The sequence below is a fragment of the Kitasatospora purpeofusca genome (genome assembly GCF_034043715.1).
GTDB lineage: Bacteria > Actinomycetota > Actinomycetes > Streptomycetales > Streptomycetaceae > Kitasatospora > Kitasatospora purpeofusca_A.
In genome coordinates this window covers 1-25919 of record NZ_JAXCLC010000097.1, presented here as the reverse complement: position 1 = coordinate 25919, position 25919 = coordinate 1, and the positions used below count along the sequence as shown (strand labels likewise).

General features: G+C 74.8%; 18 protein-coding genes. 15 read left to right on the top strand and 3 right to left on the bottom strand.

Annotated features, from left to right (window positions below; genetic code table 11):
* The first annotated feature begins 207 nt into the window (after nt 1-207).
* From SM793_RS33320 to SM793_RS33310, 3 genes are all read left to right on the top strand, one after another.
* The gene (locus tag SM793_RS33320) at nt 208-1980 is read left to right on the top strand and encodes an ABC transporter ATP-binding protein (protein ID WP_320442066.1); all 1773 of its coding nucleotides are present in this window, start codon (nt 208-210) and stop codon (nt 1978-1980) included.
* A gap of 73 nt (nt 1981-2053) precedes the next feature.
* Nucleotides 2054-2881 carry a poly-gamma-glutamate hydrolase family protein gene (locus SM793_RS33315; RefSeq protein ID WP_320442065.1) on the top strand — a complete coding sequence of 276 codons (828 nt, stop codon included), beginning with the start codon at nt 2054-2056 and terminating at the stop codon, nt 2879-2881.
* Between the two features lie 201 nt (nt 2882-3082).
* Nucleotides 3083-3967: a prohibitin family protein gene (locus SM793_RS33310; RefSeq protein WP_320442064.1), complete on the top strand. Its 885-nt coding sequence runs from the start codon at nt 3083-3085 to the stop codon at nt 3965-3967.
* 64 nt (nt 3968-4031) lie between these two features.
* On the opposite strand, the gene SM793_RS33305 is transcribed toward SM793_RS33310, so the two are convergent.
* The gene (locus SM793_RS33305; RefSeq protein ID WP_320442063.1) at nt 4032-4400 is read right to left on the bottom strand and encodes a darcynin family protein; all 369 of its coding nucleotides are present in this window, start codon (nt 4398-4400) and stop codon (nt 4032-4034) included.
* Nucleotides 4390-5346, bottom strand: coding sequence for an NAD(P)H-binding protein (locus tag SM793_RS33300; protein WP_320442062.1), 957 nt, complete (start codon nt 5344-5346; stop codon nt 4390-4392). Before SM793_RS33300 ends, SM793_RS33305 begins: the two co-directional genes overlap by 11 nt.
* A gap of 109 nt (nt 5347-5455) precedes the next feature.
* Here SM793_RS33300 and SM793_RS33295 point away from each other — a divergent pair, with 109 nt between their 5' ends.
* The gene (locus SM793_RS33295) at nt 5456-6400 is read left to right on the top strand and encodes a LysR family transcriptional regulator (RefSeq protein ID WP_320442061.1); all 945 of its coding nucleotides are present in this window, start codon (nt 5456-5458) and stop codon (nt 6398-6400) included.
* 97 nt (nt 6401-6497) lie between these two features.
* Here SM793_RS33295 and SM793_RS33290 read toward each other — a convergent pair whose 3' ends face one another.
* Nucleotides 6498-7988, bottom strand: coding sequence for an alpha/beta fold hydrolase (locus SM793_RS33290; RefSeq protein ID WP_320442060.1), 1491 nt, complete (start codon nt 7986-7988; stop codon nt 6498-6500).
* A 321-nt stretch (nt 7989-8309) separates the two neighbouring features.
* Here SM793_RS33290 and SM793_RS33285 point away from each other — a divergent pair, with 321 nt between their 5' ends.
* The 11 genes from SM793_RS33285 (at nt 8310) to SM793_RS33235 (ending at nt 25801) form a co-directional block, all read left to right on the top strand.
* Complete coding sequence (locus SM793_RS33285; RefSeq protein WP_320442059.1) at nt 8310-9596, top strand: sensor histidine kinase; 1287 nt, start codon at nt 8310-8312, stop codon at nt 9594-9596.
* Entirely contained in the window at nt 9593-10255 is a 663-nt protein-coding gene (locus SM793_RS33280) for a response regulator transcription factor (protein WP_320442058.1), read from the top strand. Before SM793_RS33285 ends, SM793_RS33280 begins: the two co-directional genes overlap by 4 nt.
* Nucleotides 10256-10373: 118 nt before the next feature.
* Nucleotides 10374-12431 carry a glycosyl hydrolase gene (locus SM793_RS33275; protein ID WP_320442057.1) on the top strand — a complete coding sequence of 686 codons (2058 nt, stop codon included), beginning with the start codon at nt 10374-10376 and terminating at the stop codon, nt 12429-12431.
* A gap of 265 nt (nt 12432-12696) precedes the next feature.
* A complete protein-coding gene (katG, locus tag SM793_RS33270) occupies nt 12697-14886 on the top strand; it encodes a catalase/peroxidase HPI (protein ID WP_320442056.1) in 2190 nt (729 codons plus the stop codon).
* 1207 nt (nt 14887-16093) lie between these two features.
* On the top strand, nt 16094-17260 hold the full coding sequence (gene hppD / locus SM793_RS33265) for a 4-hydroxyphenylpyruvate dioxygenase (RefSeq protein ID WP_320442055.1): 1167 nt from the start codon (nt 16094-16096) through the stop codon (nt 17258-17260).
* Nucleotides 17261-17379: 119 nt separating this feature from the next.
* Nucleotides 17380-18615 (top strand): acyltransferase, encoded by a 1236-nt coding sequence (locus SM793_RS33260; RefSeq protein WP_320442054.1) that lies wholly within the window; start codon nt 17380-17382, stop codon nt 18613-18615.
* A gap of 3 nt (nt 18616-18618) precedes the next feature.
* Nucleotides 18619-19719: a prenyltransferase gene (locus SM793_RS33255; RefSeq protein ID WP_320442053.1), complete on the top strand. Its 1101-nt coding sequence runs from the start codon at nt 18619-18621 to the stop codon at nt 19717-19719.
* Between the two features lie 116 nt (nt 19720-19835).
* A complete protein-coding gene (locus SM793_RS33250; protein ID WP_320442052.1) occupies nt 19836-20954 on the top strand; it encodes a polyprenyl synthetase family protein in 1119 nt (372 codons plus the stop codon).
* A gap of 55 nt (nt 20955-21009) precedes the next feature.
* A complete protein-coding gene (locus tag SM793_RS33245) occupies nt 21010-22884 on the top strand; it encodes a prenyltransferase/squalene oxidase repeat-containing protein (RefSeq protein ID WP_320442051.1) in 1875 nt (624 codons plus the stop codon).
* A complete protein-coding gene (locus SM793_RS33240) occupies nt 22881-24188 on the top strand; it encodes an NAD(P)/FAD-dependent oxidoreductase (RefSeq protein ID WP_320442050.1) in 1308 nt (435 codons plus the stop codon). The genes SM793_RS33245 and SM793_RS33240 overlap by 4 nt, the downstream gene beginning before the upstream one ends.
* Nucleotides 24189-24397: 209 nt before the next feature.
* A complete protein-coding gene (locus SM793_RS33235; protein WP_320442049.1) occupies nt 24398-25801 on the top strand; it encodes a hypothetical protein in 1404 nt (467 codons plus the stop codon).
* The last annotated feature ends 118 nt before the right edge of the window (nt 25802-25919 follow it).

Genomic DNA, 25919 nt, shown 5'->3' with positions numbered 1-25919 from the left:
CGCCGGGGGGAGAAGTCGACCGCGACCACCGGGCCGGGGGGGGGGGGGGGGGGGGGCCCCCCCCCCCCCCCCCCCCCCCCCCCGGGCCGGGGGCGTCCCCCCCCCGCCCCCCTCTCGCTTCCCACCTCCCGCCGCTGCCCCCCGCCCGACGATCCGACACCCCGCCGACCCGACACCCCGCCGATCCGTTCAGCAGAGAGGTGCCCCGTGGCCGCCCAGCCCGCCGTCACCGTCGCCGCCGCTCCCGCGCCGCCGCAAGTCCGGCTGCGCCGCGAACTCGCCGTCCAGCCGGTCCGCCTCGCCGCCGCCCTGCTCCTCGCCGTGGTGGCCACCGTGGCCGCCCTCGCGCTCCCGCTGCTGGTCCGCCGGATCGTCGGGGACTTCTCCGCCCACCGCTCCCTCGCCCCCGGACTGCTGCTGATGGCCGCCGCCGCCCTCGTCGGCGCCGCGGCCCAGGCCCTCTCCGGCTTCCAGCTCGCCCGGGTCGGCGAAGGCATGACCTACCGTCTGCGCACCACGGTGATGGCCCACGCCCTGCGCCTGCCGCTGCCGGTGGTCCGGGCCCGGGGGACGGGCGAACTCGCCGCCCGCGTCACCTCCGACGCCCAACTCCTCGGCCAGGTGGTCGAGGTGGCGATGCAGCTCCCGCTCGCCGCCTTCGGGGTGCTGGCGACCCTGGCGGTGATGGTGTGGATCGACTGGGTGCTCACCGCCGTCACCGTCGCCGCCCTGGCCGGCCTGACCGTGCTGGTCCTGCTGATCACACGCCGGATGCGGGCCAATGTCACCGGCCGGCAGGACGCGGTGGGCCGGATCGCCCAACGCTTCACCGCCAACCTGGAGGCCCTCACCACCATCAAGGCCTGCCGGGCCGAACCCCTCGCCGACCGGGTGCTGGAGCAGGACGCCGAGCGGCTGCGCGTCGTCTCGCTGACTGGGGCCCGGCTGGGCGCGCTGGTGCCGGCGGCGCTCACCCTCGGCAACCAGTTCGCCATGATCGCGGTGATCCTCACCGGCGGCGCGCGCCTGGCGGCGGGCCACCTGCAAGTGGCGGAGTTCGCCGCCTTCCTGCTGTACCTGCTCCAGACCGTCCCGTCCGTGAACACCCTCGCCACCGGCTTCGGCCGCCTCCAGGCCGGACTCGCCGCCCGGGACCGCTGCAACGAACTGCTCGCACTGCCCCAGGAGGCGGACCCGGACGACGAGGTCCGCCCCGCTCCCGTCCCGGTGCCCGACGCCCCGGCGGTGGTCTTCCGCGGCGTCTCCTACACCCACGCCGGCACCGGGCGGCCCGCCCTGGACTCCGCCTCCTTCAGCATCCCGCGCACCGGCCTGACCGCCGTCGTCGGCCCCTCGGGCGCGGGCAAGAGCACCGCGCTGTCCCTCGTCGGCCGCTTCGTGCGACCCGGCGCCGGGTCGGTCAGCGTCCTCGGCCACGACATCCGCACCTGGCCCCTGGGCTCACTGCGGGCCCGGATGGCCTACGTCGACCAGGAGTTCACCCTCCTGGAGGCCAGCGCCCGGGACAACCTCCAGCTCGGCCGCACCGGAACCGCCGGCGACGGCGAACTCGCCCGGGCCCTGACCACCGTGGGCCTCGCCCAGGACGTCGACCGCCTCCCGAACGGCCTCGACACCGTCCTGGGCCGCGAGTTCGACCTGTCCGGCGGCCAACGCCAGCGGATGGCCCTGGCCCGGGCCCTCCTCACCGGCGCCGACATCGTCCTCCTCGACGAGCCCACCAGCCAGCTCGACGGCCTCAACGAGCTGCGCTTCCGCGAGATCGTCGACCAACTGGCCCGCCACAGCGCCGTCGTGGTCGTCGCCCACCGGCTCTCCACGGTCCAGCACGCGGACCACGTGATCATGATGAACCAGGGCACCGTCGTCGACGCCGCCGACCACCCCACCCTCCTCGCCCGCTGCGCCCCCTACCGCGAACTCGTCGCCGCCCAGACCGGCCAGGTGTCGGTCCCCTAGGATGCGCCGTCAACTCGCGCACCGTCGCACGGGTTGCCGGAACTCCCGCTCTCTGTCATGATCACGCCCCGTGATGAACCGTCGTACCCTGATAGCCGCGCTCGCCGCCGCCCCCGCCCTCGCCGCTGTCGGTGGCACTCTGGGGGCCGCCCCGGCCCACGCCGCGGACACCTACGCCTCCAACACGGCCCTCTACTCGGACCCGGCACTGGCCGAGGGAGTGGACTTCGGCCGCCGCTCGCGCCGGCACCTGGTCGACGACCAGAACCCGGCGGCGCGCGCCGGAATCGTCCGCACCACCGTCGTCGCCCCGCACGGCGGCGGCATCGAGGGCGGCACCTCCGAGCTGTGCCTGGCGATCGCCGGCTACCACCCGGCCGACCTCGCCCCCACCCCGGCGGCCGGACCGGTCCACGACTTCTGGATGTTCGAGGGACTGCGCTCCTCCGGGAACAGCGCCCTGCACGTCACCTCGACCCACTGCGACGACACCGTCGCCCGCGCGATGTGCGCCGGCAGCCTCAACGTGGTCTCGCTGCACGGCTGCACCGCCGCCCAGGCCGGTCTGGAGGCCGGCGCCGCGGCCGTGCTGGTCGGTGGCCTGAACCCCACCTTCCGCCAGTACCTGATGGAGCAGTTCGCGGCGGCGGGCATCCGCGCGGTCACGGCCTCGGGGGAGGAGGAGATCGCCGGGATCTCCCCGGAGAACATCTGCAACCGCAGCCTGCTCGGCATGGGCGCCCAGCTGGAGACCACCACCGAGCTGCGCGCCGCGATGTTCGCCGCGGGCAGGAACACCAGGACCGAGCGCGCCGCGAACACCCTGCCGCTGTTCTGGAGCTTCACGAACGCCGTCCGGACCGCCGTCCAGCGCCTGGAGGCCACCCAGCCCGTGCTCTGACCCGAATCCGGCGGCGGGCCCGGGTGATCGGGCCCCGCCGCCGGGGTGGTGCTCGGCACGGTCCCGGGCCGTCTCCCGTTCCCTCGGTCAACGTCCGGGGCTTATCGCATGAACATCAGCTGACGTGACTTATGCAGGCGAGGGCGGGCTGTCTAGGCTGCGGCCGTCCGGTGTGATCATTTCAGTCCGAGAGACTTCGCCATGCTGATCGTTTCCCTGCTGTTCCTGGCCGTCGGTGTCAGTCTGCTCATTCTGCGCCGGCGCAAGGTCGGGTCCTGGCCGGTCACGCTCGGCGGAATCCTGACCGGTGCCCTCGGACTGTTGCTGGGGCTCACCACCTTTGTACACGTGGTCGATCCGACCGAGGTCGGAGTGCCGACCAGCCTCGGCAAGGTCGGCACGGCCTGGCAGCCGGGACTGCACTTCAAGTCGCCGCTGACCGACGTGACCACGTTCTCGACCCGGCCCGTCGACCTCGACCTGACCGGTGACTCGACCGTCGAGGTCCGCTCCTCCGAGGGCGGGGTGCTGTACGCCGACCTGACGGTCAAGTGGTCGATCGACCCGCAGCACACCGTCGAGCTGTTCAAGCTGGCCGGCAGTGCCGAGGCCGTCCAGCAGCGGCTGGTCTACCCGGACAGCCGGGAGATCGTGCGCAACGTCTTCGCCCGCCACACCAGCGTCGAGGGCTACAGCTCGCAGCGGGAGGCGGTCAGTGCGGAGATCGACAAGCTGATCACCGCCCGGCTGGCGCCGCGCGGCATCCTCGTCAACGGGGTCAACCTGCGCAACGTCCGGCCGAGCGACGGCCTGCAGAAGGCCATCGACCAGAAGATCCAGCAGGACCAGGCCACCGCCCAGGCGGAGGCGTCCGTGCGCACGGCCAAGGCCGAGGCGGAGAAGCGCAAGATCGAGGCGGACAGCACCGCGGCCGCCAACGCCGCGATCGCCGGCTCGCTCACCGACAAGATCCTGCTGAGCCAGTGCATCGAGGCCTTCAAGGCCGCCGCCGAGAAGAACCCCGTCTACGCCAGCCCCTGCGGCTCGAACGGTACGCCGGTCATCGTCGACGGCACCAAGCGCTGAGGCCGGAGGCGTCCGGCCGGCCCCTCCCCCGGCAGGCTTGCGGGGGAGGGACGATGGCGGCTCGTCAGGCCACCACGGTGGCCACCGGATCCAGGCCGTAGGTGCGGGCGTAGCCGTTCTCGGTGCCGACGAGCAGCTCGACGACGTCGAACCAGCGGTCCCAGAACGGGGTTTCGCGCAGCGCGTCGACCAGTAGGCGGTAGGCGTCGTGGTCGTCCGCCTCCCAGACCCAGATGTCGGTCACCCGCGCCGAGTAGAACTCCGTGTCGTAGAAGCGGGAGCGGACGCCGCGGGCGCGGGTTTGGATCACCGGGAGGACCTGCGTGGTGAAGGCGTGGACCCGCTCGCCCACGCTCATCCCCAGCCACTCGGGAGTGGTCTTGACCAGCATGAACGCGGTCACGGGCGGTGCGGCGGTCGGGTCAGTGGGCATCGACGGCCTCCGGGGTGGCGACGGCGGTGACGGCTGTGGGGGCGGCGGGGGCGGCGAGGACGGCGGGCCTCAGGGTCTCGGCGCACCACCGCGCGAATTCGGTGGCCGGAACCGCCGGCCGCGGCGCCCGCCCGACGCCCGCGTCCAGGCCCTGGTCCTTGGCGCGCTTCATCTCGACGACGCCCTCCGCGAAGGCCGGGTGCAGGCCGTACCCCAGCAGGGCGGACCGCAGTTCGTCCAGCGACTGGCGCCGGTAGCGGACCGGGCGGCCGAGCTGCTCGGTCATGATCCGGGCCAGGTCCTCGGGGGAGAGGTCCTGCGGGCCGAGCACCGGGACGCTGTCGACGCCGCTCCAGGAGCGGTCCAGCAGCAGCCCGGCCGCCGTCGCGGCGATGTCGGCGACGGCCACCAGCGGGGCGCGGCGGTCACCGGCGACGGTGTCGGTGAAGACGCCGTCGGCGCGGATCGAGCCGGCCTCCTCCAACAGGTTCTCGAAGAACGACGGGCAGGCCAGGGCGCGGTAGGCGACGCCGGAGCCGGCGATCAGGTCGTCCATCGCGAGGGAGGCGCTGACCAGCCCGGCCCGGGCCGCCCACGCGGTGCCGCGGCCGAGCGCCGACACCCCGACGACCCGGCCGACACCGTGGGCGGCGAACGCCCGGGCGGCCGGGCGGGTGAAGCCGCTCCACCCCTCCTCGGGCGCGACCGAGGCGTCCGGCGGGACCAGCCAGAACACGGCGTCGGCGCCGGCGAACGCGCGCTCGACGGTCGCGGCGTCGCCGTGCGAGCCGGTGACCACCTCGACCCGGCCGCGGACGGCCTCCGGGAGCCGGGCCGGATCGCGGACCACGACCCGCAGCTCCTCCCCGTGCGCGGGTGCGGCCTCGACCAGGAGGGACAGCAGCCGACGGCCGATGTTCCCGGTGGGGGCGGTAATGACGATCATGAAAACCTCACGGTCTCGGTCGGATCAGCGATGCCCCCTCATCGTGCGGACGGGAACCCCATTGCCACAATGGCAACTTCAGCATCCAATCCTTGCCCGGAACGGAACAATGCCGGTGAGCAGCCCAGATCCCACCCTCGACGCCAACCTCGCGATCGCCCTCGACGCCCTGCTGGCCGAACAGAGCGTCACCCGCGCCGCCGCGCGGCTGCACACGTCACCCGCGGCGATGAGCCGCACCCTGGCCCGCCTGCGCCGGGTCCTCCAGGACCCGCTGCTGGTACGGGCGGGCCAGACGATGGTGCCCACGCCCCGGGCCGAGGAACTGCGGGACGAGGCCGCCGCGGTGGTGCGCCGGCTGGAGGCGCTGCTCACCCCGGGCGGCGGGGTCGATCCCGCCGCCCTGCGGCGCACCTTCACCGTCCAGGCCGCGGACCTGGTCGGCGCGGCCCTGGCGCCCGGCCTGCTGGCACTGGCCCGCCGCCGGGCCCCGGGCGTCTCGCTGCGGGTACTGGCCGAGGACTCCGAGGCGGGACCCGCGCTGCGCGAGGGCCGGATCGACCTGGAGATCGGGGCGATCGACCACGTCGACCCGGAGACCCTGGTGGAGGACCTCGCAACCCTGCGGATGGCGGCCGGGGTCAGGGCCGGCCACCCGCTCGCCGAGGGGCCGCTGACGCCGGCCCGGCTGGCGGCCGCCGAGCACGTGGTGGTCAGCCGCCGCGGCCGCTTCACCGGCCCGCTGGACGCGGCCCTCGCCGAGCAGGGGCTCAGCCGCCGGGTGAGCGCCGTACTGCCGGGGCACCTGGCGGCGATGGCCCTGGCCGCCACCGGTGACGTGGTCTGCCTGGTGCCGGTCGCGCGGCCGGGCGAGCCGCCGTCACCGCTCTCCGGCGCGGCGCGGACGCTGGGCCTACGGCTGCTGGAGATCCCGCTCGAACTGCCGCCGCTGACCATCGGCATGGCCTGGCACCCGCGCCATGCCGCCGACGGCGCCCACCAGTGGCTGCGCGCCGCCGTGCGGCGGGTGCTGCGCCCGGCTCCGGCGGGGTGAGCCCCGGCCTCGGCGCCCGCAACGGCACGTGCGGCACCGTGGGGGCGATGCCGCACGTCCGTCAGCGTCCGTCAGCGGGCGCCGCCGCCCCGCCCCCTCACTGCCCGCCGCCCGGGGACCGGACGGTGAGGCTGCCGTAGGCCGACAGCGCGCCGGCCAGGTCCCCCGGCCGCTCGCGCAGGGTGGCGTCCAGGAAGGCGAGCGTGGCCCCGGCGACGACGCGCGGGCTCCGGGCGCGGCCCAGGGAACCGACGATCGCGGGCACCGGCGGCAGGTACAACGGGCCGTCCATGAAGCTGAGATGCGCCGCACCGGGAACGGTGAGCAGGTAGCTCGTCGCGGTGCCGGCCGCGAGCGCCTCGGTCAGCCGGGGGAGGTAGCGCGCGTCGGTCGCCCCGGTGAGGGCCTGGGTCAGCGCGAGTGCCGGCCGGTCGAGGGCCGGCGAGGCCGGGCCGTGCGGGAAGCCGTCCAGATCGACGACGGCGCGGAACCGGCGGTCCTGCCGGGCCGCCTGGAGCGCGGCGGCGCCCCCCATGGAGTGGCCGGTCACCGCGGCCCGGCCGGTGTCCAGACGCCCGGTCAGCGGGTCGCCGCTCCCGGCCCGGTCCAGACCCTCCAGCTGGGTGAGGACGAAGCCGAGGTCGGCGGCCCGGACCGCCGTCCAGCCGGCCGCCAACTTCTCGTCCTGGTCCGCGTCGCCGGAGGAGGAGGTCCCGGTGGTGACCGTCCGGCCGTCCGCGAGGACGACGGCGGCGGAGTCGTACGGGTGGTCGAGGGCGGCCACCAGGTAGCCGTGGCTGGCGAGTTCCTCCGCCCAGGCGGTGTTCTGGGTGCGCACCCCGCCCGACCCGGGCGAGAACAGCACGACCGGGAACCGTCCGCCGTCCCCGGCCACCGGGGCGTCGAAGACCGAACGGCTGCGGGCGTGCGGGACACCGTCGACCAGGAAGCCCGGCAGGCCGACCCCGCGCGCGAGGGCGGCGGAGACCGTGCGGGCCTCGTCCTCCGTGCGCCCGAGGTACTGGGCCCGCGGCGTGCCGGCGGGGCTCTTCCCCGCGGGGTACCAGAGCTGGACCACGACCGTGCGCCGGTCGTCCGGATCGGGGGTGAAGGTCTCCGGCCGCCGGGGGTCGGTCCACTGCAGCACCCGGGTGCCGACCGCGAACTCTCCCGTGGGCTCGGGGAACACGGGGACGGGGAAGGCCCAGGCGGCCACCGGTCCGGCGGCTATCAGGCCGGCGCAGGCCAGCGAGCCCGGCAGCGCGAGCCACCAGCGGGCCCGCCACGCCGGCCGGCCGGTCCGGCGCCGCAGCAGCGGAGCGAGGGCGAACAGCAGCGCGAGGGCGGCGCCGGCCAGGACCGGCAGCAACTGCCAGCGGAGCCCGGTCACCCCCAGCACGAGCACGGACAGGACGAACACCGCCCCCGCCGCGACCGTGGTGCGCGGGCGGGCGGCGGGGGGCAGCCAGCGCGCCACCACCAGCGCGAGGGCACCCAGCAGGGCAAGGACTTCCAGGGGGGACACGGACAGTTCCGTGATGATCTCGGTCACCGGGCCATCGTCGGCGCCGGGCACCCGCCGCCACATCGCCCCCGGGTCGCCGCCCGGTCCGACCGGGGGCGGGCACCGGGACCGTTCCCGCTGCGACCGGGGTGGCAGTCGGACACGCCGGACCGGCTGCCGCGTTGCGACCCCGGGAGGTGTCCGCCTCCTCCTGCGGTCGTACGCCGGCCCGGTACCGTCCGACGGTGGACTCATGTGCCCGGCGCTCCGTTGGCCTACCGTGGCAGGGTCGCGGGACGAGCCGGGCGGCGCGCGGAGTGCGGCCCCCGTACCCGAGGCGGGTCCGGCGGTCCCCGGTGGCGGCCCGCCCGGGCCGCCACGACACCGGATCGACAGGGACGAGTGATGACCGACGCCGCCGCGGAACCCGGCAGCGCGCACCGGCCGAGCGCGCACCGGCCGAGCTCGCACCCGCCGAGGGCGCGCCGGCCGAGGGCCCACCGGCCGAGCGCGCGCCGGACGGAGCGGGCGGTGGCCGCCGCCGCCCGCCGGATCCCCCGCCTGCCGCCCCCGGTGTGGGACTCGCTGCTGCCGGTGCTCCTCCTCCTCAACGCCGCGACCACGCCCGCGCCGCGCGAACCGGTGACGACCGTGGCGCTCACCGCCGCCCTCGCGCTCCCGCTGCTGTGGCGCCGCCGGGCCCCGCTCGCGGTGTTCGGCGCCGTGGTGGCCGCGGCCTTCGTCCAGTGGCTGCTGGACGTCCAACTCCCGGCGGACATCGCCGTACTGGTGGCCCTCTACACGGCCGCCGCGCACTCGGGCCAGCGCACCGCGCTGCTCGCCGGCGCCGTCGTGGAGGCGGGAGTCCTGCTGGCCTGCCTGCGCTGGGCGCCGGACGGCGCGTTCCCCACCCCGTTCGTCGCGGTCACCGCGATGACCGTGGCCGCCGCCGTCCTCGGGATGAACGTGCGGACCACCCGCGCCTACCTCGCGGCCGTGGAGGAACGGGCCGCGGACCTGGAGCGGGAGCAGGAGCAGCAGGCGCGACTGGCCGTCGCCGAGGAGAGGGCACGGATCACCCGGGAGATGCACGACATCGTCACCCACAACCTGTCCGTCATGGTCGCGCTCGCCGACGCCGCCGGCTACGCGCGGCAGCAGTCGCCCGACCGGGCCGCCGCCGCGACGCAGCAGATCTCCGAGACCGGCCGGCAGGCCCTGACCGACATGCGGCGCTCGCTGGGCGTGCTGCGGGCCGACGAACCGGACGCGGAACGCCACCCGCTGCCCGGCATCGCCCAACTGGACGCCCTGGCCGAGCAGATGTCCGCCGCCGGCCTACCGACCCGGCTGGAGGTCCACGGCGGCCACGGCCACCTGCCCGCCACCGCGCAGCTCACCGTCTACCGCCTGGTACAGGAAGCCTTGACCAACGCCCTCAAGCACACCCCCGCCGGCACCCGAGCGACGGTCCGGATCCGGTGCTCACCCGGCACCGTCACCGTGGACGTCACCGACACCGGCCCCCGCCCGCCGGCCTCCGCAGCCGCGCCCTCCGGCCACGGCATCCCGGGCATGCGCGAGCGTTCGGCCGCCTACGGAGGGACCCTGCGGGCCGGACCGCTGCCGGGCGGCGGCTGGGGCGTCCGTACCCGCCTCCTCCTCGACAGCGCCGGGGCGGTGTCCGCATGACGATCCGGATCCTGGTCGTCGACGACGAGGCCCTGCTCAGGATGGCCTTCGGCGCCGTCCTGGACGCCCAGCCCGACATGGCCCCGGTCGGCGAGGCCGCGGACGGGGAGCAGGCCGTTCGCCTCGCCCGGGAGCTGCGCCCCGATGTCGTCCTGATGGACGTCCGGATGCCCGGGACCGACGGGATCGAGGCGACCCGCGAGGTGGTCCGGGTCTCCCCCGGGAGCAGGGTGCTGATCCTCACCACCTTCGACCTGGACGAGTACGCCTTCGCCGGGTTCCATGCCGGGGCCTCGGGCTTCCTGCTGAAGAACACCAGGCCGGAGGAGCTGCTCGCCGCGATCCGGAGCGTGGCCGCGGGCGACGCGGTGGTCTCGCCGCGGATCACCCGGCGCCTGCTGGAGACCGTCCGCCCGCACCTCCCCGACGGTCGCGGCGGCGCGCGCGACGACCGGCTCGGCCGGCTCAGCGCCCGGGAGCGCGAGGTGCTGGTCGAGGTGGGCCGAGGGCTGTCCAACTCCGAGATCGCGGCCACCCTGTACCTCGCGGAGGCGACCGTGAAGTCCCATCTGGGTCGGGTCCTGCACAAGCTCGAACTCCGCGACCGGATCCAGGCCGTGGTCTTCGCGCACGAGAACCGCCTGGTCCACCCGGTCTGACGCCGTCACCGGCCGCGCCGCCCGCCGACTGGCCGTCATACGATCGGACGACCACGCCCTAGTGTGATCACCGGCAGGACGGATGATCCTGCCGTGCTGAGAGCAACGGGGGGTGCTGATGAGGCTGCGTCGACGATCCGTCGCGGTCCTGGTCGCGGTGGCGAGCATGCTGGGCGGCGGGAGCGCCGCGGCGCCGGCGGCGGTGGCCGTCGTCCAACCGGTGGCGGCCGTCCAACCGGTGGCGACCGTCGTCCAACCGGCGGACGCGGGGGCGGACCCGCAGGCGCGGGCGGTGCTGAACTGGCTCGCGCAGCTGCCCGACCGGGGGCTGCGGAACAGGACGGCCGCCGGATTCTTCGCGGGGTACAGCGGCAGCGCCGCGCCCGAGTCGGGCAAGGACTTCGTCACCCAGTACCAGGACGTCACCGAACTGGCCGACCGGACGGGCCGGTTCCCGGCGGTGCTGGCGTGCGACTACGCGAGCGGCTGGAACGCCGACGGGGTGCCGACCGCGATCGACTCGGGCTGCGACGCCGAGATGATCGACCACGCCGGCCGCGGCGGACTGGTCTCGGTCAGCGTCCACCTGCCGAACCCGGTGGCGGGGGCCGCCTGGCGGACTCCGCTGCCGCAGCCGGCCTTCCGTCAGCTGTCCGACCCGGCCACCGCCGCCGGCCGGGCCTGGCGGGCCGAACTCGACGACGTCGCGGCCGGGTTGCGGCGACTGTCCGACGCCGGGGTGCCGGTGCTGTTCCGCCCGTTCCACGAGATGAACGGGGACTGGTTCTGGTGGGGCCGCCAGGACCCGGCCGACTTCGCGGCACTGTGGCGCGGCACCTACGACTACCTCACCACCGCCAAGGGCCTGCACAACCTGCTGTGGACGTACGCGCCGAACTGCGGCTCCGCCGACCCCACCGCCTACTGGGTCGGCCGCGGCTACGCCGACGTGGTCGGGCTGGACTGCTACACCGCCGACCCGTCGGCGATCACCGGCTACGAGAAACTGGTCGAGCTCGGCAAGCCGTTCGCGTTCACCGAGATCGGCCCCGGTTCGGGCGCGGGCGGAACCTTCGACTACGAGCTGTGGGTGAAGGCGCTGCACGAGCGCTTCCCGCGCACCTCCTACTTCCTGGCCTGGAACAACGAGTGGAGTCCGGCCAGGAACGTCAACGGCGCCAAGCTGATGAACGACCCGTGGACGGTCGGCCGGGGCGGGGTCGACCTCGCCGCCGCCCCGGCGCAGGACCCACCGGTGTCCTACCAGGACTTCGAGAGCGGCACCCAGGGCTGGAGCGGCTGGCACCTCGCGGCCGGCCCGTGGCAGGTCACCGAGTGGTCGGCCCGCGGCAGCGGCTCGCTCAAGGCCGACGTGGACCTCGCCACCGGCGCCGCCTACCTCAACAAGGTCGGCCCGCTCGACCTCTCCGGGGACACCGTGCTCAGCGTCGACGCCCGCACCGCGCCCTGGGGCGACCGGGCGGGCGGCACCCGGGCCAAGCTCTATGTGCGGACCGGTACCGGTGACGCCTCCGGCTGGTCCTGGACCGACTCGGGCGCCGTCACCGTCGACACCAAGTCCACCCGGCTCGTGCTCGACCTGACCAAGGTCCCGGACCGGGCCCACGTCCGCGAGATCGGCGTCGAGTTCGCCCCCGCGGCCGGGGCGAGCGGCCGCTCCGCGGTCTACCTCGACGACATGCGGCGCGGCGGCCTGCTGGCCGGCTTCGAGCACGGCGCCGAGGGCTGGTCCGGGTCCGGCGCGGCGGCCGGGCCCTGGGCGGTCGCCGACGAGGGAGCGGCCGAGGGACGCAGCGCGCTCAAGGCCGACGTCGAGCCCGAGCGGGGTGCCGTCCGGCTCCGGCGGACGGCCCCTGTCGATCTGACCGGGGCCACCGTGCTCACCGTGGCCGCCGGTACCGCGCCCTGGGGTCAGCAGGCGGGCGGCACCACCGCCGCGCTGTACGTGCGCACCGGTACCGGCGACGCCTCCGGCTGGACCTGGACCGACTCGGGCGCCGTCACCGTCGGCCCGGACGGGCGGACCCTGCGGCTCGACCTGGCCGGGGTGCCCGACCCCGCCCACGTCCAGGAGATCGGTGTGGTGTTCACCCCCGCCCCGGACGCCGCCGGCCGCACCGCCGTGTACCTGGACGCCCTGCGGAGGTGGAGCTGACCCGGTCGGCCCTGCCGCCGTCCCGGCCCGGCCCGCCGTGGTCCCCGGACGCTGGTCCCCGGACACGGACACCGGACACGGACACCGGACGCCCCGGTCCCCGCCACCGCGCGGGGGTCGGGGCGTCCGGCCGTATGCCGTCCTGTCGTGTGCCGGCCGGCCCGGTGGCCCGGGGGCGCTCCGCGTGTTCTGCCCGCCGTACGGTCCCGGGTGCGGGACCATACGGGCGAAAGGGCAGAAAACGACTAAGGACGAAGGGGCGGACGTGTCCGGCAGCGAGAGCGAAAACCCAGCAATTCCTTCCCCCACCCCCAAGGCGACCGGGCCCAGGACCAACCGCGACTGGTGGCCCGAGCAACTGGACCTCCAGGTCCTGCGCCGGCACTCGCGCCTCTCCGACCCGATGGACGAGGACTTCGACTACGCCGCGGAGTTCGCCACCCTCGACGTCGACGCGCTGAAGCGGGACGTGGTCGCCCTGATGACCGACTCCCAGGACTGGTGGCCCGCCGACTACGGCCACTACGGCCCGCTGTTCATCCGGATGAGCTGGCACGCCGCCGGCACCTACCGGATCGCGGACGGCCGGGGCGGCGGCGGCAGCGGCGCCCAGCGGTTCGCGCCGCTCAACAGCTGGCCGGACAACGCCAGTCTGGACAAGGCCCGGCGCCTGCTCTGGCCGGTCAAGCAGAAGTACGGCCGGAAGATCTCCTGGGCCGACCTGCTGGTGTTCACCGGCAACTGCGCCATGGAGTCGATGGGGTTCCGGACCTTCGGCTTCGGCTTCGGCCGCGAGGACATCTGGGAGCCCGAGGAGATCTTCTGGGGCCCCGAGGACACCTGGCTCGGCGACGAGCGCTACAGCGGCGACCGCCAGCTGTCCAATCCGCTCGGCGCCGTCCAGATGGGGCTGATCTACGTGAACCCGGAGGGCCCCAACGGCAATCCGGACCCCCGGGCCGCCGCCGTCGACATCCGGGAGACCTTCGCGCGGATGGCGATGAACGACGAGGAGACGGTCGCGCTCATCGTCGGCGGCCACACCTTCGGCAAGTGCCACGGCGCCGTGGACCCGTCCTGCGTCGGCCCGGAGCCCGAGGCCGCCCCGCTCGAACAGCAGGGCCTGGGCTGGCGCAGCACCTGCGGCAGCGGCTCGGGCGCCGACGCCCTCACCAGCGGGCTCGAAGGCGCGTGGACCACCGAGCCGACGAAGTGGGACAACGGCTACCTGGACAACCTGTTCCGCTACGACTGGGAGCTCACCACCAGTCCGGCCGGGGCCAAGCAGTGGAAGCCCACCGACCCGGCCGCCGCGAGCGCCGTGCCGGACGCGCACGACCCCGCGAAGCGGCACGCCCCGATGATGCTGACCACGGACCTCGCACTGCGCGAGGACCCGGTCTACGAGGCGATCTGCCGGCGCTTCCACGAGCACCCCGACCAGCTCGCCGAGGCTTTCGCCAAGGCCTGGTACAAGCTCCTGCACCGCGACATGGGCCCGGTGTCCCGCTACCTCGGACCGTGGGTGCCCGAGGCGCAGCTGTGGCAGGACCCGGTCCCCGCCGCCGACCACGAGCCGGTCACGGACGAGGACATCGCCGACCTCAAGAAGCGGATCGCCGCCTCCGGCCTGGGCGTCCCCCAGCTGGTCGCCACCGCGTGGGCGTCGGCGGCCTCCTTCCGGGGCACCGACATGCGCGGCGGCGCCAACGGCGCCCGGATCCGGCTCGCGCCGCAGAAGGACTGGGAGGTCAACGACGTCCCCGAGGTGGCCGACACGCTCCGGCGGCTGGAGGAGATCCGGCGGGACTTCAACGCGGCGCAGAGCGGTGACCGGCGGATCTCGCTCGCCGACCTCGTCGTGCTGGGCGGCTGCGCGGCGGTCGAGCGGGCCGCGCACGCCGCCGGGCACGCCGTCACGGTCCCGTTCACCCCGGGTCGCACGGACGCCTCGCAGGAGCAGACGGACGTCGAGGCCTTCGCCGTGCTCGAACCGAGGGCGGACGGGTTCCGGAACTACCTGCGGCCCGACGAGAAGCTGTCGCCGGAGACCCTCCTTCTCGACCGGGCCGGCCTGCTGACGCTGACCGCGCCGGAGATGACGGTCCTGGTCGGCGGGATGCGGGCGTTGAACGCCGGCTTCCGGGGCTCCCCGCACGGCGTCCTCACCCACCGGCCGGAGGCGCTGACCACGGACTTCTTCGTCAATCTGCTCGACATGGGCACGGAGTGGAAGCCCTCGGGGTCGGAGGCGAACGTCTTCGAGGGGCGGGACCGGGCCACCGGCGCGGCGAAGTGGACGGCCACCGCCGTGGACCTCGTCTTCGGCTCGCACTCCCAGCTGCGCGCGCTGGCCGAGGTCTACGGCTCCGGGGACGCGGACGAGAAGTTCGTCCGGGACTTCGTGGCGGCCTGGGACAAGGTGATGAACCTCGACCGGTTCGACCTGCGCTGACCCGGCTGTCCGGCTGTCCGGCTGTCCGGCTGAGCGGCTGTTCCGGCCGGGCGGCCGTCCGGCCGGACGGCGGTGCGCCGGGAGGCGGTGCCCCGGGGCACCGCCTCCCGGGGGCGGCCGAGGAATGGAACCGGAGCGTGTGCATTCCGCTCCGCGAGCACCGGAACCCGTGTCTCCTGTTCCGCTCCGGGCGAGCGGAACCGAAGCATTTCCATTCCGTTCCGCAGTGCGGGTGCGTCCCATGAAATTCGTCGACGACTCCCTTGAATCGACCTTGGGATGGGGTAGTGTGATCCCGTCGCTGGGGGAGCGAAGGAGTGTGAACGCCTCCTCCGTCGGCCATGGCATTCCCGATGAATAGCGCCTTGATACCAGCACTGCCGTCACTTTCCGTCGCTTCCGGCATGCTCCGGAGGTGGCGGGTGGGTGGACGTGTCCGGCTGCGGTTCGAGAACATCCTCGCCGTTGGATCCGGGCATTGTGCACAAACGGGGGAAGTGGAAGATCATGGTACTCATTTCTGAACGCATGCCCGTATTGCCGCCGGATTCGGCGGGGCCGGCCGGGATCGTCCACAGGGACTGCCCGGGGTCTTTCGGAGCGCGTTTCGAGGTCGGTCCGGAATTCATTCCGAACCGACCCGGCATTGACCAGAGGCCGGCCGTCGAGGAATTTCCGGTAACGGTCTTGCGATCAGTTCCCGGCTCCGGCTGACCGACGCCTTCGGCTGACCGACGCCTCCGGGGTCCGGCGCCGGCGAGGTGGACGTCCCGTCCGCGCGGCCGGGCGTCGTACGTGATTCCCGCGCGCCCGCGAACCGTCGGGCGGACGCTGCTGCGGTCCACGGCCCGTTCGGCCCGTTCGGCCGGTTCGGCCCGTTCGGCCGGTTCGGCCGGTTCGGCCCGTTCGGCCGGTGCGGCCTCTGCGGCACGCCCACCTTCACCCTGTCCCGGTCCGGGGCCCCGTGCCGTGTGCACGCCGTGCCCGGATCCGCTGTGACCACCTGACCGGCGTTCCTCGCTCCACCATCACCTCTTCCACCATCACCTCTTCCACGCGCGCCCGTCCGGGTGCGTGCTCACGCGGTGCGCGGTGCGCGGCGCGACGCCGTGACGGCGGTCCCGGCCGTCCGCCCTGCCCTGCCCTGCCGCGCCGAGCCACGTCTTCTCCCCGGTCCGGAACCGGGGTTTCTCACGAAGGAAACCTGATGACCGATCTTGTGCTGCCCGAAACCGCCCCGACGACCCCTGCCGGGCGGACCCCGCCCACCGAGGCGTTCCCCGTCCTCGGCATCGACGCCGTCGAGTTCGCGGTCGGAAACGCCAAACAGGCCGCACACTTCTACGCCACCGCGTTCGGCATGCGGCCCGTCGCCTACCGCGGCCCGGAGACCGGCTACCCGGAGACGGCGTCGTACGTTCTGGTCTCCGGCGACATCCGGTTCGTCTTCACCTCGGCGGTCCGCGCGGTCGGCGAGGAGGCCGCGTTCATCGCCGGGCACGTCGCCCGCCACGGCGACGGCGTTCTCGACGTGGCGATCGCCGTCCCGGACGCCCGCCGCGCCCACAACCTCGCGGTGGAACGGGGCGCCACCGGCCTGGCCGCACCCCGGGAGGCGGCCGACGAACACGGGACGGTGCGGACCGCCGTGATCGCCACGTACGGCGAGACCCGGCACAGCCTCGTCGAGCGGACCGGGTACGCCGGCCCGTACCTGCCCGGCTACGTGCACCGCGACCCTCTGCCGGCCGCCGGCGCCGGGCGGCCGCTGCTGACCGGTATCGACCACTGCGTGGGCAACGTCGAGCTGGGCCGGATGGACGAGTGGGTGGCCTTCTACAACCGGGTCATGGGCTTCACCAATATGAAGGAGTTCGTCGGTGACGACATCGCCACCGAGTACTCGGCGCTGATGTCCAAGGTCGTCGCGGACAGCACCCGCACCGTCAAGTTCCCGCTCAACGAGCCGGCGGTCGGCCGGAAGAAGTCCCAGATCGACGAGTACCTGGAGTTCTACGGCGGCCCCGGCGTCCAGCACATCGCCCTGGCGACCGACGACATCGTCACGGCCGTCCGCGAACTCCGCTCCAGGGGCGTCGAGTTCCTGGACACGCCCGACAGCTACTACGAGGCGGTGGGCGAACGGCTCCACGGGACCGGGGCGGTGGTCGAGGAGCTGCGCGAACTCGGGATCCTCGCCGACCGGGACGAGGACGGCCACCTGCTGCAGATCTTCACCAAGCCGGTGCAGGACCGGCCGACGGTGTTCTTCGAACTCATCGAACGCCACGGCTCGCTGGGCTTCGGCAAGGGCAACTTCAAGGCCCTGTTCGAGGCCATCGAGCGCGAACAGGAACGCCGCGGCAACCTCTGAGCGACTGTCCGGCGCACCACCCCGTCAGCGCACCACCCCGTCACTGCACCAGCACGTCACCGCACCAGCACGTCACCACGTCACCGCACACCACGCACCACGTCGAAGGGAGAAGGCTCGTGCCCGACGAAGGGCCGGAGGGTCCGGCAGGACAGCAGGCGCAACGGTACCCCTCCCTCACCGGGCTGCGGTTCCTCTGCGCGCTGGGGGTGTTCCTCACCCATGCCTGGTACGTCGCGAAGGTGTTCCGGGACGACCGGGCCGAACAGGCCGTCAAGGCCGTGCTCCCGCTGGGCATGGTGGGCGTCTCGGTGTTCTTTGTGCTGAGCGGATTCGTGCTCACCTGGTCCGCCCGCGACGGCGAGGGCGCCCGCGGGGGCGAGGGCGCCCGTTCGTTCTGGCGGCGCAGGGCCGCCAAGGTCTACCCCAACCACCTGGTGGTGTGGGCACTGCTCCTCGTGTTCGTCCTCGCGACCGGCTCCGCGGTGACGGGCGGGGCGGGCGGCGGCTTCCCCTGGCCGCCCGCCCTGGCCAACCTGCTGCTGCTGCACGCCTGGCTGCCCGGCCCCGGCTTCACCGCCGGGCTGAACATCGTCACCTGGTCGCTGGCCGTCGAAGTGTTCTGCTACGCCCTCTTCCCCTTCCTGCTGCCGCGCCTGCGACGGATCCGCCCGGAGCGGCTCTGGGCCGCCGCCGGGTGCGCGGTGCTGGCGGTCTGGCTGGTGGCGGGGATCGCCTCGCAGTTCCACGGCGGCCGCACCGTGCCGGACGTCGAGGTCTCCCAGTGGCAGTTCTGGATCCCCTACTTCTTCCCGCTCGGCCGGCTGCCGGAGTTCGTCCTCGGCATGCTGCTGGCCCGGATCGTCCGGGCGGGCCGGGGCGTCGTGCCAGGCATGGCGCTGTCCGGGGTGGTGCTGGTGCTGGCCCTGGGGACGGCCCTGGCAACCCTGCCGTTCGCCTTCCTGCCGGCCGCCGCGACCGTCGTGCCCGTGTGCGGTCTGATCCTCTCGGCCGCGGCGGCGGACCGCGACGGCCGCAGGTCCTGGCTGCGCCGCCCGGCGCTGGTGCGGCTCGGCGAGGCCTCGTTCGCCTTCTACGTGGTGCACTGGCCGGTCGTCATGATCGCCCACTGGGCGCTGGGCGGCGGCCGCTGGAGCACACCCGTCGCGATGGCCGCGACCGCGCTGTTCCTCGCCCTGTCCCTGCTCGCCGCCGGGCTGCTCCACCGGTACGTCGAACTGCCCGCGATGCGCCGGTTCGCCCGGCCGCGCCGCGCGGGCACCCCGTCCCCACCCCCACCCCTCGACGAGGCCCGCCGCCCGGCGGTCCCGGTGCCCGGCAGTACAGGGAGCTGACGCATGAACAGCACAGGACTCGCCGCCTCCGCCCCCGTTCCGGCGCCCGGTCCGGCGCCCGGTCCCGCCGCCGCGCCCGCACTGCCGCGCGGCGACCGCGTGCGCGCCTTCGTCAGGCTGGGCAGGCCCAAGTTCCTCGTCCAGAGCATGATGGTGGTCGGCCTCGGGGTCAGCATGTCGGTGCACGACGGCCACGCCTTCCGGCCCGGCTGGTTCGTCCTCACCCTGGCCTTCGCCTGGTGCACCCACCTGATGACGCACTACTGCAACGAGTACTTCGACCTCGAAGCCGACCGGGCCAACGCCGCGCCGACGGGTTGGACGGGCGGCAGCCGGGTGCTGGTGAGCGGTCTGCTGCGCCCGATGGTCAGCCTCTCCGCCGCGTTCGTGCTGCTCTTCGTCTCGCTCGGTCTGATCGCCGTCATGCCGACGACGGGTACCCGGGTCATGGCGGCCGCGATCGCCGCGCTCTCCTGGTTCTACACGGCCCCGCCGCTGCGGCTGAACTACCACGCGCTGGGCGAGGTGGCCTGTGCGCTGGTGCTGTACGGTCTGGGGCCGCTGCTCGCCTGCGCCCTGCAGTCCGGCTCGGTGACCGGGGCGGACGTCGTCTACGCCGGGGTGGTCTGCGCCTTGCAGTTCCTCCGGATGTCCGTGATGAACCTCGCCGACATCGAGGGCGACCGGCGGACCGGCAAGCACACGCTCGCGGTCGCCCTCGACGGTCCGGGCCTGGTCCGCCTCTACATCGGAGGCCAGTTCGCGGTGGGCGCCGGGATGCTGGTGCTCGCCGGGACCGGGGCCGTCCCGGCGGCCGGCGCGATCGCGGTGCTCGCCACGGCGCCGGTCGCGGCCTGGGTCTCCCGCCGGCTGCTCACCGGGGCCCTGCGCCTGCCGGACAAGGCGAACGCGGTGACCTTCCTGGCCTCGATGCACATGCCGATCACCGCCTGCGCGATCACGCTCAGCCTGCTCGGCAGCGCCCTGAACACCGATCGCGGGGTACCCGGCGGCTGGCTGGCCGTCTACGGCGTGACGCTCACGGCGTTCCTGGTGTGGCTGACCGGAGCGGTGCGCAGCAACGTCCTCCGGCGCCCCGCCTGATTCCGAGCCCTGCCTGACTCCGAGCCCCGCCTGACTCCGAGCCCCGCCCGGGGCTGAGCCGGCCCGGCCCCCCGAGCTTTCCCTCAAGCCGACCACCGCGACAGGAAGGGTCCGCCATGACGACGATCGCGCACACGCTGCCCCCGAACACGCTGCCTCCGCACACCCTGCCCCCGAACACGCCGTCCCCGCACTCGTTGGCCGCCGGAACGACACGACGGGCCAGGGAGCTCACCGAACCGCTGCTGCGCGAGGCGGTCGCCCTGCTGGAGCCGTGGACCGCCGTGATGAGCTCCTACCACCTCGGCTGGTGCCGCGCCGACGGCTCGCCGCTGGAGCAGGACTCCGGCAAGGCCGTCCGCCCCGCCCTCGCGGTGCTGGCCGCCGAGGCCGTCGGGGCGCCGGCGGAGGTCGCGCTGCCCGGCGCGGCCGCGGCGGAGCTGATCCACAACTTCAGCCTGATCCACGACGACATCATGGACGGTGACGAGGAACGCCGACGGCGCCCGACGGTCTGGAAGGAGTTCGGCGTCAGCGGGGCGATCCTGGCCGGGGACGCACTGCAGGTCCTCGCCTTCGACCTGCTGCTGGCCAAGGGAGGACCGCACGGCCCGGCCGCGGCCGGTCATCTCGCGGTGGCGCTGCGCGAGCTGGTGGAGGGCCAGGCGTGCGACATCCAGTTCAGCGCGCGTCCCTGGTCGGGCCCGGGCACGGTGACCGTGGCCGAGTACCAGGCCATGGCGATGGCCAAGACCGGCGCCCTGCTGGCCGGCGCCAGCGCGATGGGCGCGGTCCTCGGCGGAGCGGACCAGCCGCTGGTCCACGCGCTGGCCGAGGCGGCGGGACAGCTGGGCCTGGCGTTCCAGTGCGTCGACGACATCCTCGGCATCTGGGGCGACCCGGCGGTCACCGGGAAGCCCGTGCGCGGCGACCTGCGCGAGCGCAAGAAGAGCCTGCCCGTGGTCGCCGCCTCCGCCGCCTCCGGGACCGTCGCGCGGCGCCTGGCCGAGCTGCTCGCCGACGGCCGCTCCCCGGCGGACGAGCAGGAGGCGGAGAAGGTGCTGCTGGAGGCCGCCGAACTGATCGAGGAGGGCGGGGGCCGGCGGGCCTGCGAACGCGAGGCCGAACAGGCCCTGGCCAGGGCGCGCGCCAGCCTTGACCTCGTGCCGATGCCCGCCGGGGTCCGCGCGCAGTACAGCGCCCTCGCCGACTCCTTCGTCGCCCGTGTGATGTGACGTGTCCTCCCGTCACGGTCAGAGTCCGGACCCCTCGTCACCCCGCGGAGCGCCGATGTCCCTCCCACTGAACCAGCACCCGCAGGACGGCTTCGACCGGCAGGCCCGGCTCGAAGGCGCACTGGCCGCGAGCACCGGCCTGCTGCTCGCCACCCAGCTGCCCACAGGCGCGTGGACCAATCCCCGGCCCGCCGCGGTCTCCGGCACCGCGGGCGCGGCCCTGGCCCTGCACCTGGCGGGCACGGGGGCCGACCGCGCCCTGGCGGAGGGCGGCTGCGCCTGGCTGCTGCGGGTGCGCAATCCCGACGGCGGCTGGGGCACGCTCGAGGGCTTCCCGTCGGACGCCGTGGCCACCTGCATGGCGGCGGCCGCCCTGACACTGGTGCCCGTGCCCCGGCAGGACCCCGGCGACGGGGCGGCTCCCGAGGCGGTCGCCGGTGCGCTGGCCTGGCTCGGGGCCGCGGGGGGCGTCGGGGCCATCGAGGACCGAACGGTCCGGCAGCTGTGCTCGCTGGTCCTGGCACTGGCGGGGCTCGGCGACGCCGGCGGGGTGTCCCGCGTTCCGGTCGAACTCGTGCTCCTGCCGCCCGCACTGCGCCGCAAGGTGCTGTCCTACCTGTCGCCGCCGTTCATCGCGCTCGCCCTGCTGCAGTCCCGCTCCGGGGCCCGGGGACCGCTCGCCCGCGGAGCGCTCGCGGTCGCGCGACCGGCGGCCGTCCGGCTGCTGGGCGCGGTGCAGTACCAGGAGGGGGACGTCGGCTCGTACGGGGGTGATCCCTGGCTGACCGGCCTGGTCGTCACGGCCCTGGCGAGCACCGGCTCCGTCGCGTCGGCGGGGTCGTCCGCGTCGGCGGGTTCGTCCGCGCCGCCGGCTTCTTCCGCACCGCCGGGTTCCGTCGCGTCGCCGGACGGCGCGCGTCTCGTCGCGGCCGGGCTCGACTACCTGCGGGCGACCGTCCAGCCGGACGGCTCCTGGTGCATGATCCACGGGATGGAGACCGCCCGGGTCGAGGTCACCGGCCCCGCCTTCGCGGCCGCCGCCCTGGGCACGGCCGGCCTCGCGGACGACCCCCGGCTCGTCCGCACCAGGACCTGGCTGGCCGGCTGCCAGCAGACCGCGCCCTTCCCGCTCTACGACTGCCCGCCCGGGGGCTGGACCTGGTCCGGACCCAAGGGCTGGCCGAACGTCCTCGACTCCCTCGCCGTGCTGGAGGTGCTGCTGCAGGGCGACCGCGACGCCCCGGCGCTGCGTCGCGGCCTGGACTGGCTGCTCGCCCGGCAGGACCGGCGCGGCTCGTGGAGCACCTTCGTCCGCGACACCCTCGTCCCGCTGGACGGCCCCTGCCCGTACATCACCGCGAAGGCGCTGCTCGTCCTGCACGAGGCGGGCGTGCCCGAGAGCGATCCGAGGCTGGCGCGCGGCCTGCGGTGGCTGCTGCGCCGGCAGGACCGGGACGGCGGCTTCCGGGCGCTGTGGCACCGGGGCGTCGTCCCGGGCACCGTCGCCGTGCTGCGACTCCTGGCCGCGCTCGGCCGCTCCCGGAGTCCGGCCGCGCGGCGTGCCCTCGACCGCCTGCGGGCCGCGCAGCTCCCGGACGGCTCCTGGTCCACCGGCGACCGGGGGGAACCCGGAACGGCGGACGAGACCGCCCGCGCCGTCCTGGCCCTCGTGGCCTGCGGGGACGGCGCGCCGGCGGTGCGCGGCGCCGACTGGCTGCTGGAGCACCAGCGGCCGGACGGGAGCTGGGAGCCGGGCCGGACGTGTGTGTACATCCGCGACCACGTGCACTACAGCGACTTCCTGATGGCCCAGGGCCTGGCACTGTCGGCGCTCTCGGCGCTCTCGGCACTGGCGGACCTGTCCGACCCGTCCGGCCCGTCCGACCTGTCGGCGCCGGCGGCCGGTGCCGGGACGGGGGACGCCCGATGAGCGGGGCGGCGGGCGGGGGCCCGGGCCGGGGGCCCTGGGACGCGATCGTCTGCGGCGCCGGGGTGGCGGGGCTGGCCACCGCCCGCGCCCTCGATCTGGCCGGGCTGCGGGTGCTCCTGCTGGAGAAGCAGCGGGTGCCCGTACCGATCGCCAAGGGCGAGGTGCTCCAGCCCAGTTCGGTCCGGATCCTGCGCGAGTGGGGCGTCATGCCGCTGCTGCTGCGGCGCGGCGCCGTCCCGCTCGGGCAGCTGATGATCCGCGACGCGGACGGCCGGCGCCTGATGCTCTTCGACTACCGGACGATGCCCGGCGAGGACCGCCAACTGTTCTCCCTCGACTACCCGGAGATCCTGGCGGCCCTGCGCGAGTCCCTGGGCGAACGGGTGGAGTGCCGGCCGGGCGCCCTGGTCGAGGGGCTGATCCGGGACGGCGGACGGGTGTCGGGCGTCCGGGTCGCCGGGCGGGACCGTGAGCGGGAGCTGACCGCACCGCTGGTGGTCGCCGCCGACGGACGCTCGTCGAAACTGCGACGCGACGCGGGCATCGGAACGACGTCCGCCGAGTACGGGCACCGGCTGCTGTCCTTCGACATCGACGGCGTTCCGGCGGCGGCACCCGAGGTGACGACCTATCTCACCGGCCACGGGCTGCGGCTCGCCTACCCGCTGCCCGGCGCCCGGATGCGGCTCTACGCCCAGGTGCGCCCCGACGCGCTGCGCGGCACCGGCCCGGAACGGCAGGCGCGCCTGGAGGGCTGGTGCCGCGAGCTGCTGGCGGGCACGCCCGCACTGCGGCCGCTGGAGGAGCGGCTGCGTGCCAGTCTCGGCACCCGGCAACTGCTCAACCTGTGGCGGTTCACCGCCGAGGTGCTGGCCGTCCCCGGGCTCGCGCTGGTCGGCGAGGCGGCGCACTGCGTGCACCCGATGGCGGCACAGGGCATGAACACCGCCATCGCCGACGCCGAGGCCCTGGCGGCATGCCTGACCGGCCGGGGTTTCGCCGCCGGTGCGTCCACGGCCACCGTCGACCGGGCACTGGAGGCGTACGCGGCGCAACGCGTGGGCTGGGTGCGGCACATGGACCGGATGAGCCACGACGCGACCCGGATGATCACCCAGCTCTCCAGGTCCGGTCAGGCGCTCGGTCGCCGGGTGCTGCGCCGGATGGACGGCAACCCGCGGCTCCGGTACCAGGCCACCTACAACATGGCGGGGCTCGGGATACGCCCGTTCACCGCGCTGGACCGGCTGCACCAGTTGGGCCTGCCGGACCCGCGTGCCCGGCGCGTGCCCGACTGGGCGTGAGCGCGGGTGCGGGAGCGGGTGCGACCCGGGCGACGACCGACGAGGAAGGACGGGACAAGAGGATGGACCGATCACGGGGGACCGACGGTGCGGCGGAGGGCACGGAAGGCGCAAAGGGTGCCGCGGAGGAACGGGCGAACCGGGGGACGGACCGGTCGCGCCGTCCCGCGGTGCGCCGTGCCGTCGTCCTGGGCGGCGGCTTTGCGGGCATGCTCACCGCTTCGGTGCTCGCCCGCCACGCGGAGGAGGTGGTCGTGGTCGACCGGGACCGGCTGCCCGCCGGCCCGGTCGCGCGGTCCGGGCTGCCCCAGGCCCGGCACGGACACCTGCTGATGGCCTCGGGGGCGGCGAGCCTGGAGGCGCTGCTGCCCGGGCTCACCGACTCCCTCACCGCCGTCGGGGCGCGCCGTCTCGCCCTGCCCGGGGACCTGGTGACGCTCACCCCGCACGGTTGGCTGCCCCGGATCGGTGAGGCCTCCCACGGGTGGTGCCTCAGCCGCGACCTCCTGGACTGGACCATCCGCGCCCGGGTGCTCGCCGATCCCGCGATCGAGCTCCTCCAGGGCGTCCACGGTGAAGGGCTGCTCGGGGACGCCCGCCGGGTGACCGGTGCGCGGGTACGGGGCGGGGCGTGGCCGGACGGCCGTGATCTCCCCGCGGACCTGGTGGTGGACGCCACCGGGCGGGGCTCGCGCGCACCCGACTGGCTGGCCGCGCTCGGCCTGCCCGAGGTCGCGCAGGAGCGCGTCGACTGCGGGCTCGTCTACGCGACCCTGCTGGTCCGCGCGCCCGACAGCGCGGCCGGCTTCCCCTCGGTCTCGATCCAGTCGGGGCCGGGCGCGGGCCCCGGGCGGGCGGGCGTGATCTTCCCGATCGAGGACGGCCGCTGGCTGGTCACCCTCTCCGCCACCCGCGGTGCGCAGGCGCCGCGCGACGAAGCGGGGTTCCACGCCTTCGCGCGCGCCCTGCCGCATCCGCTGATCGCGGACCTGCTGCCGCTCTGCGACCCGCTCGACCAGGTGCGCCGCTACGGCAACACCGCCGACCGCCGCCGTCGCTACGACCGGCTCCGGCGGTGGCCGGCGGGCTTCGCGGTCGTGGGGGACGCCGTCGCACATACCAACCCCGCGTACGGGCACGGCCTGTCCGTCGCGGCGGCCGGCGTACTGGCGCTCGCCCGGACCCTGGAGCGCCGCGGCGCGGACGGCGGACGCGTCACCGCCGGCGTCCAGCGGGCCGTCCACCGGACCACGCGGGCCGCCTGGAGCCTGGCCACCGGCCAGGACGTGCTCTACCCCGACGTGGCCGGAGCCCGGCCGACCCGGGGCGACCGGACGCGGGCCCGGCTGGGCGAGCGGCTCCAGGCCGTGGCGGTGCGGGCGGACGGCACCGGGGGAGACGCCGACGCGGTGCTCCGCACGCTCGTCCGGCTGGGGACCCTGGAGGGACGGCCCGCGGACCTGGCCCGCCCGGCCGCGGTGCGCGCGCTGCTGCGCGGCCCGGCCCCGGAGGTGCTACCCGGGCGTGAACCGCCCCTCACGGAAGGCGAGCTGGCCTTGCTGGGTGATGGTGCGCGTCGTCTTCGTGGTTGGGCGGGTGGTCGGGTGGTGTGATCGCGGTCCGGTGTGTTGGTCGGGGGGATGCACGACGCCGCTGGTCACCTGGCCGCCCGTGGGGTGGGGGGTGGTCGGGTGCAGCGGCGTTGTTGTGGTGCGCCCCCTGTGTGGTGTG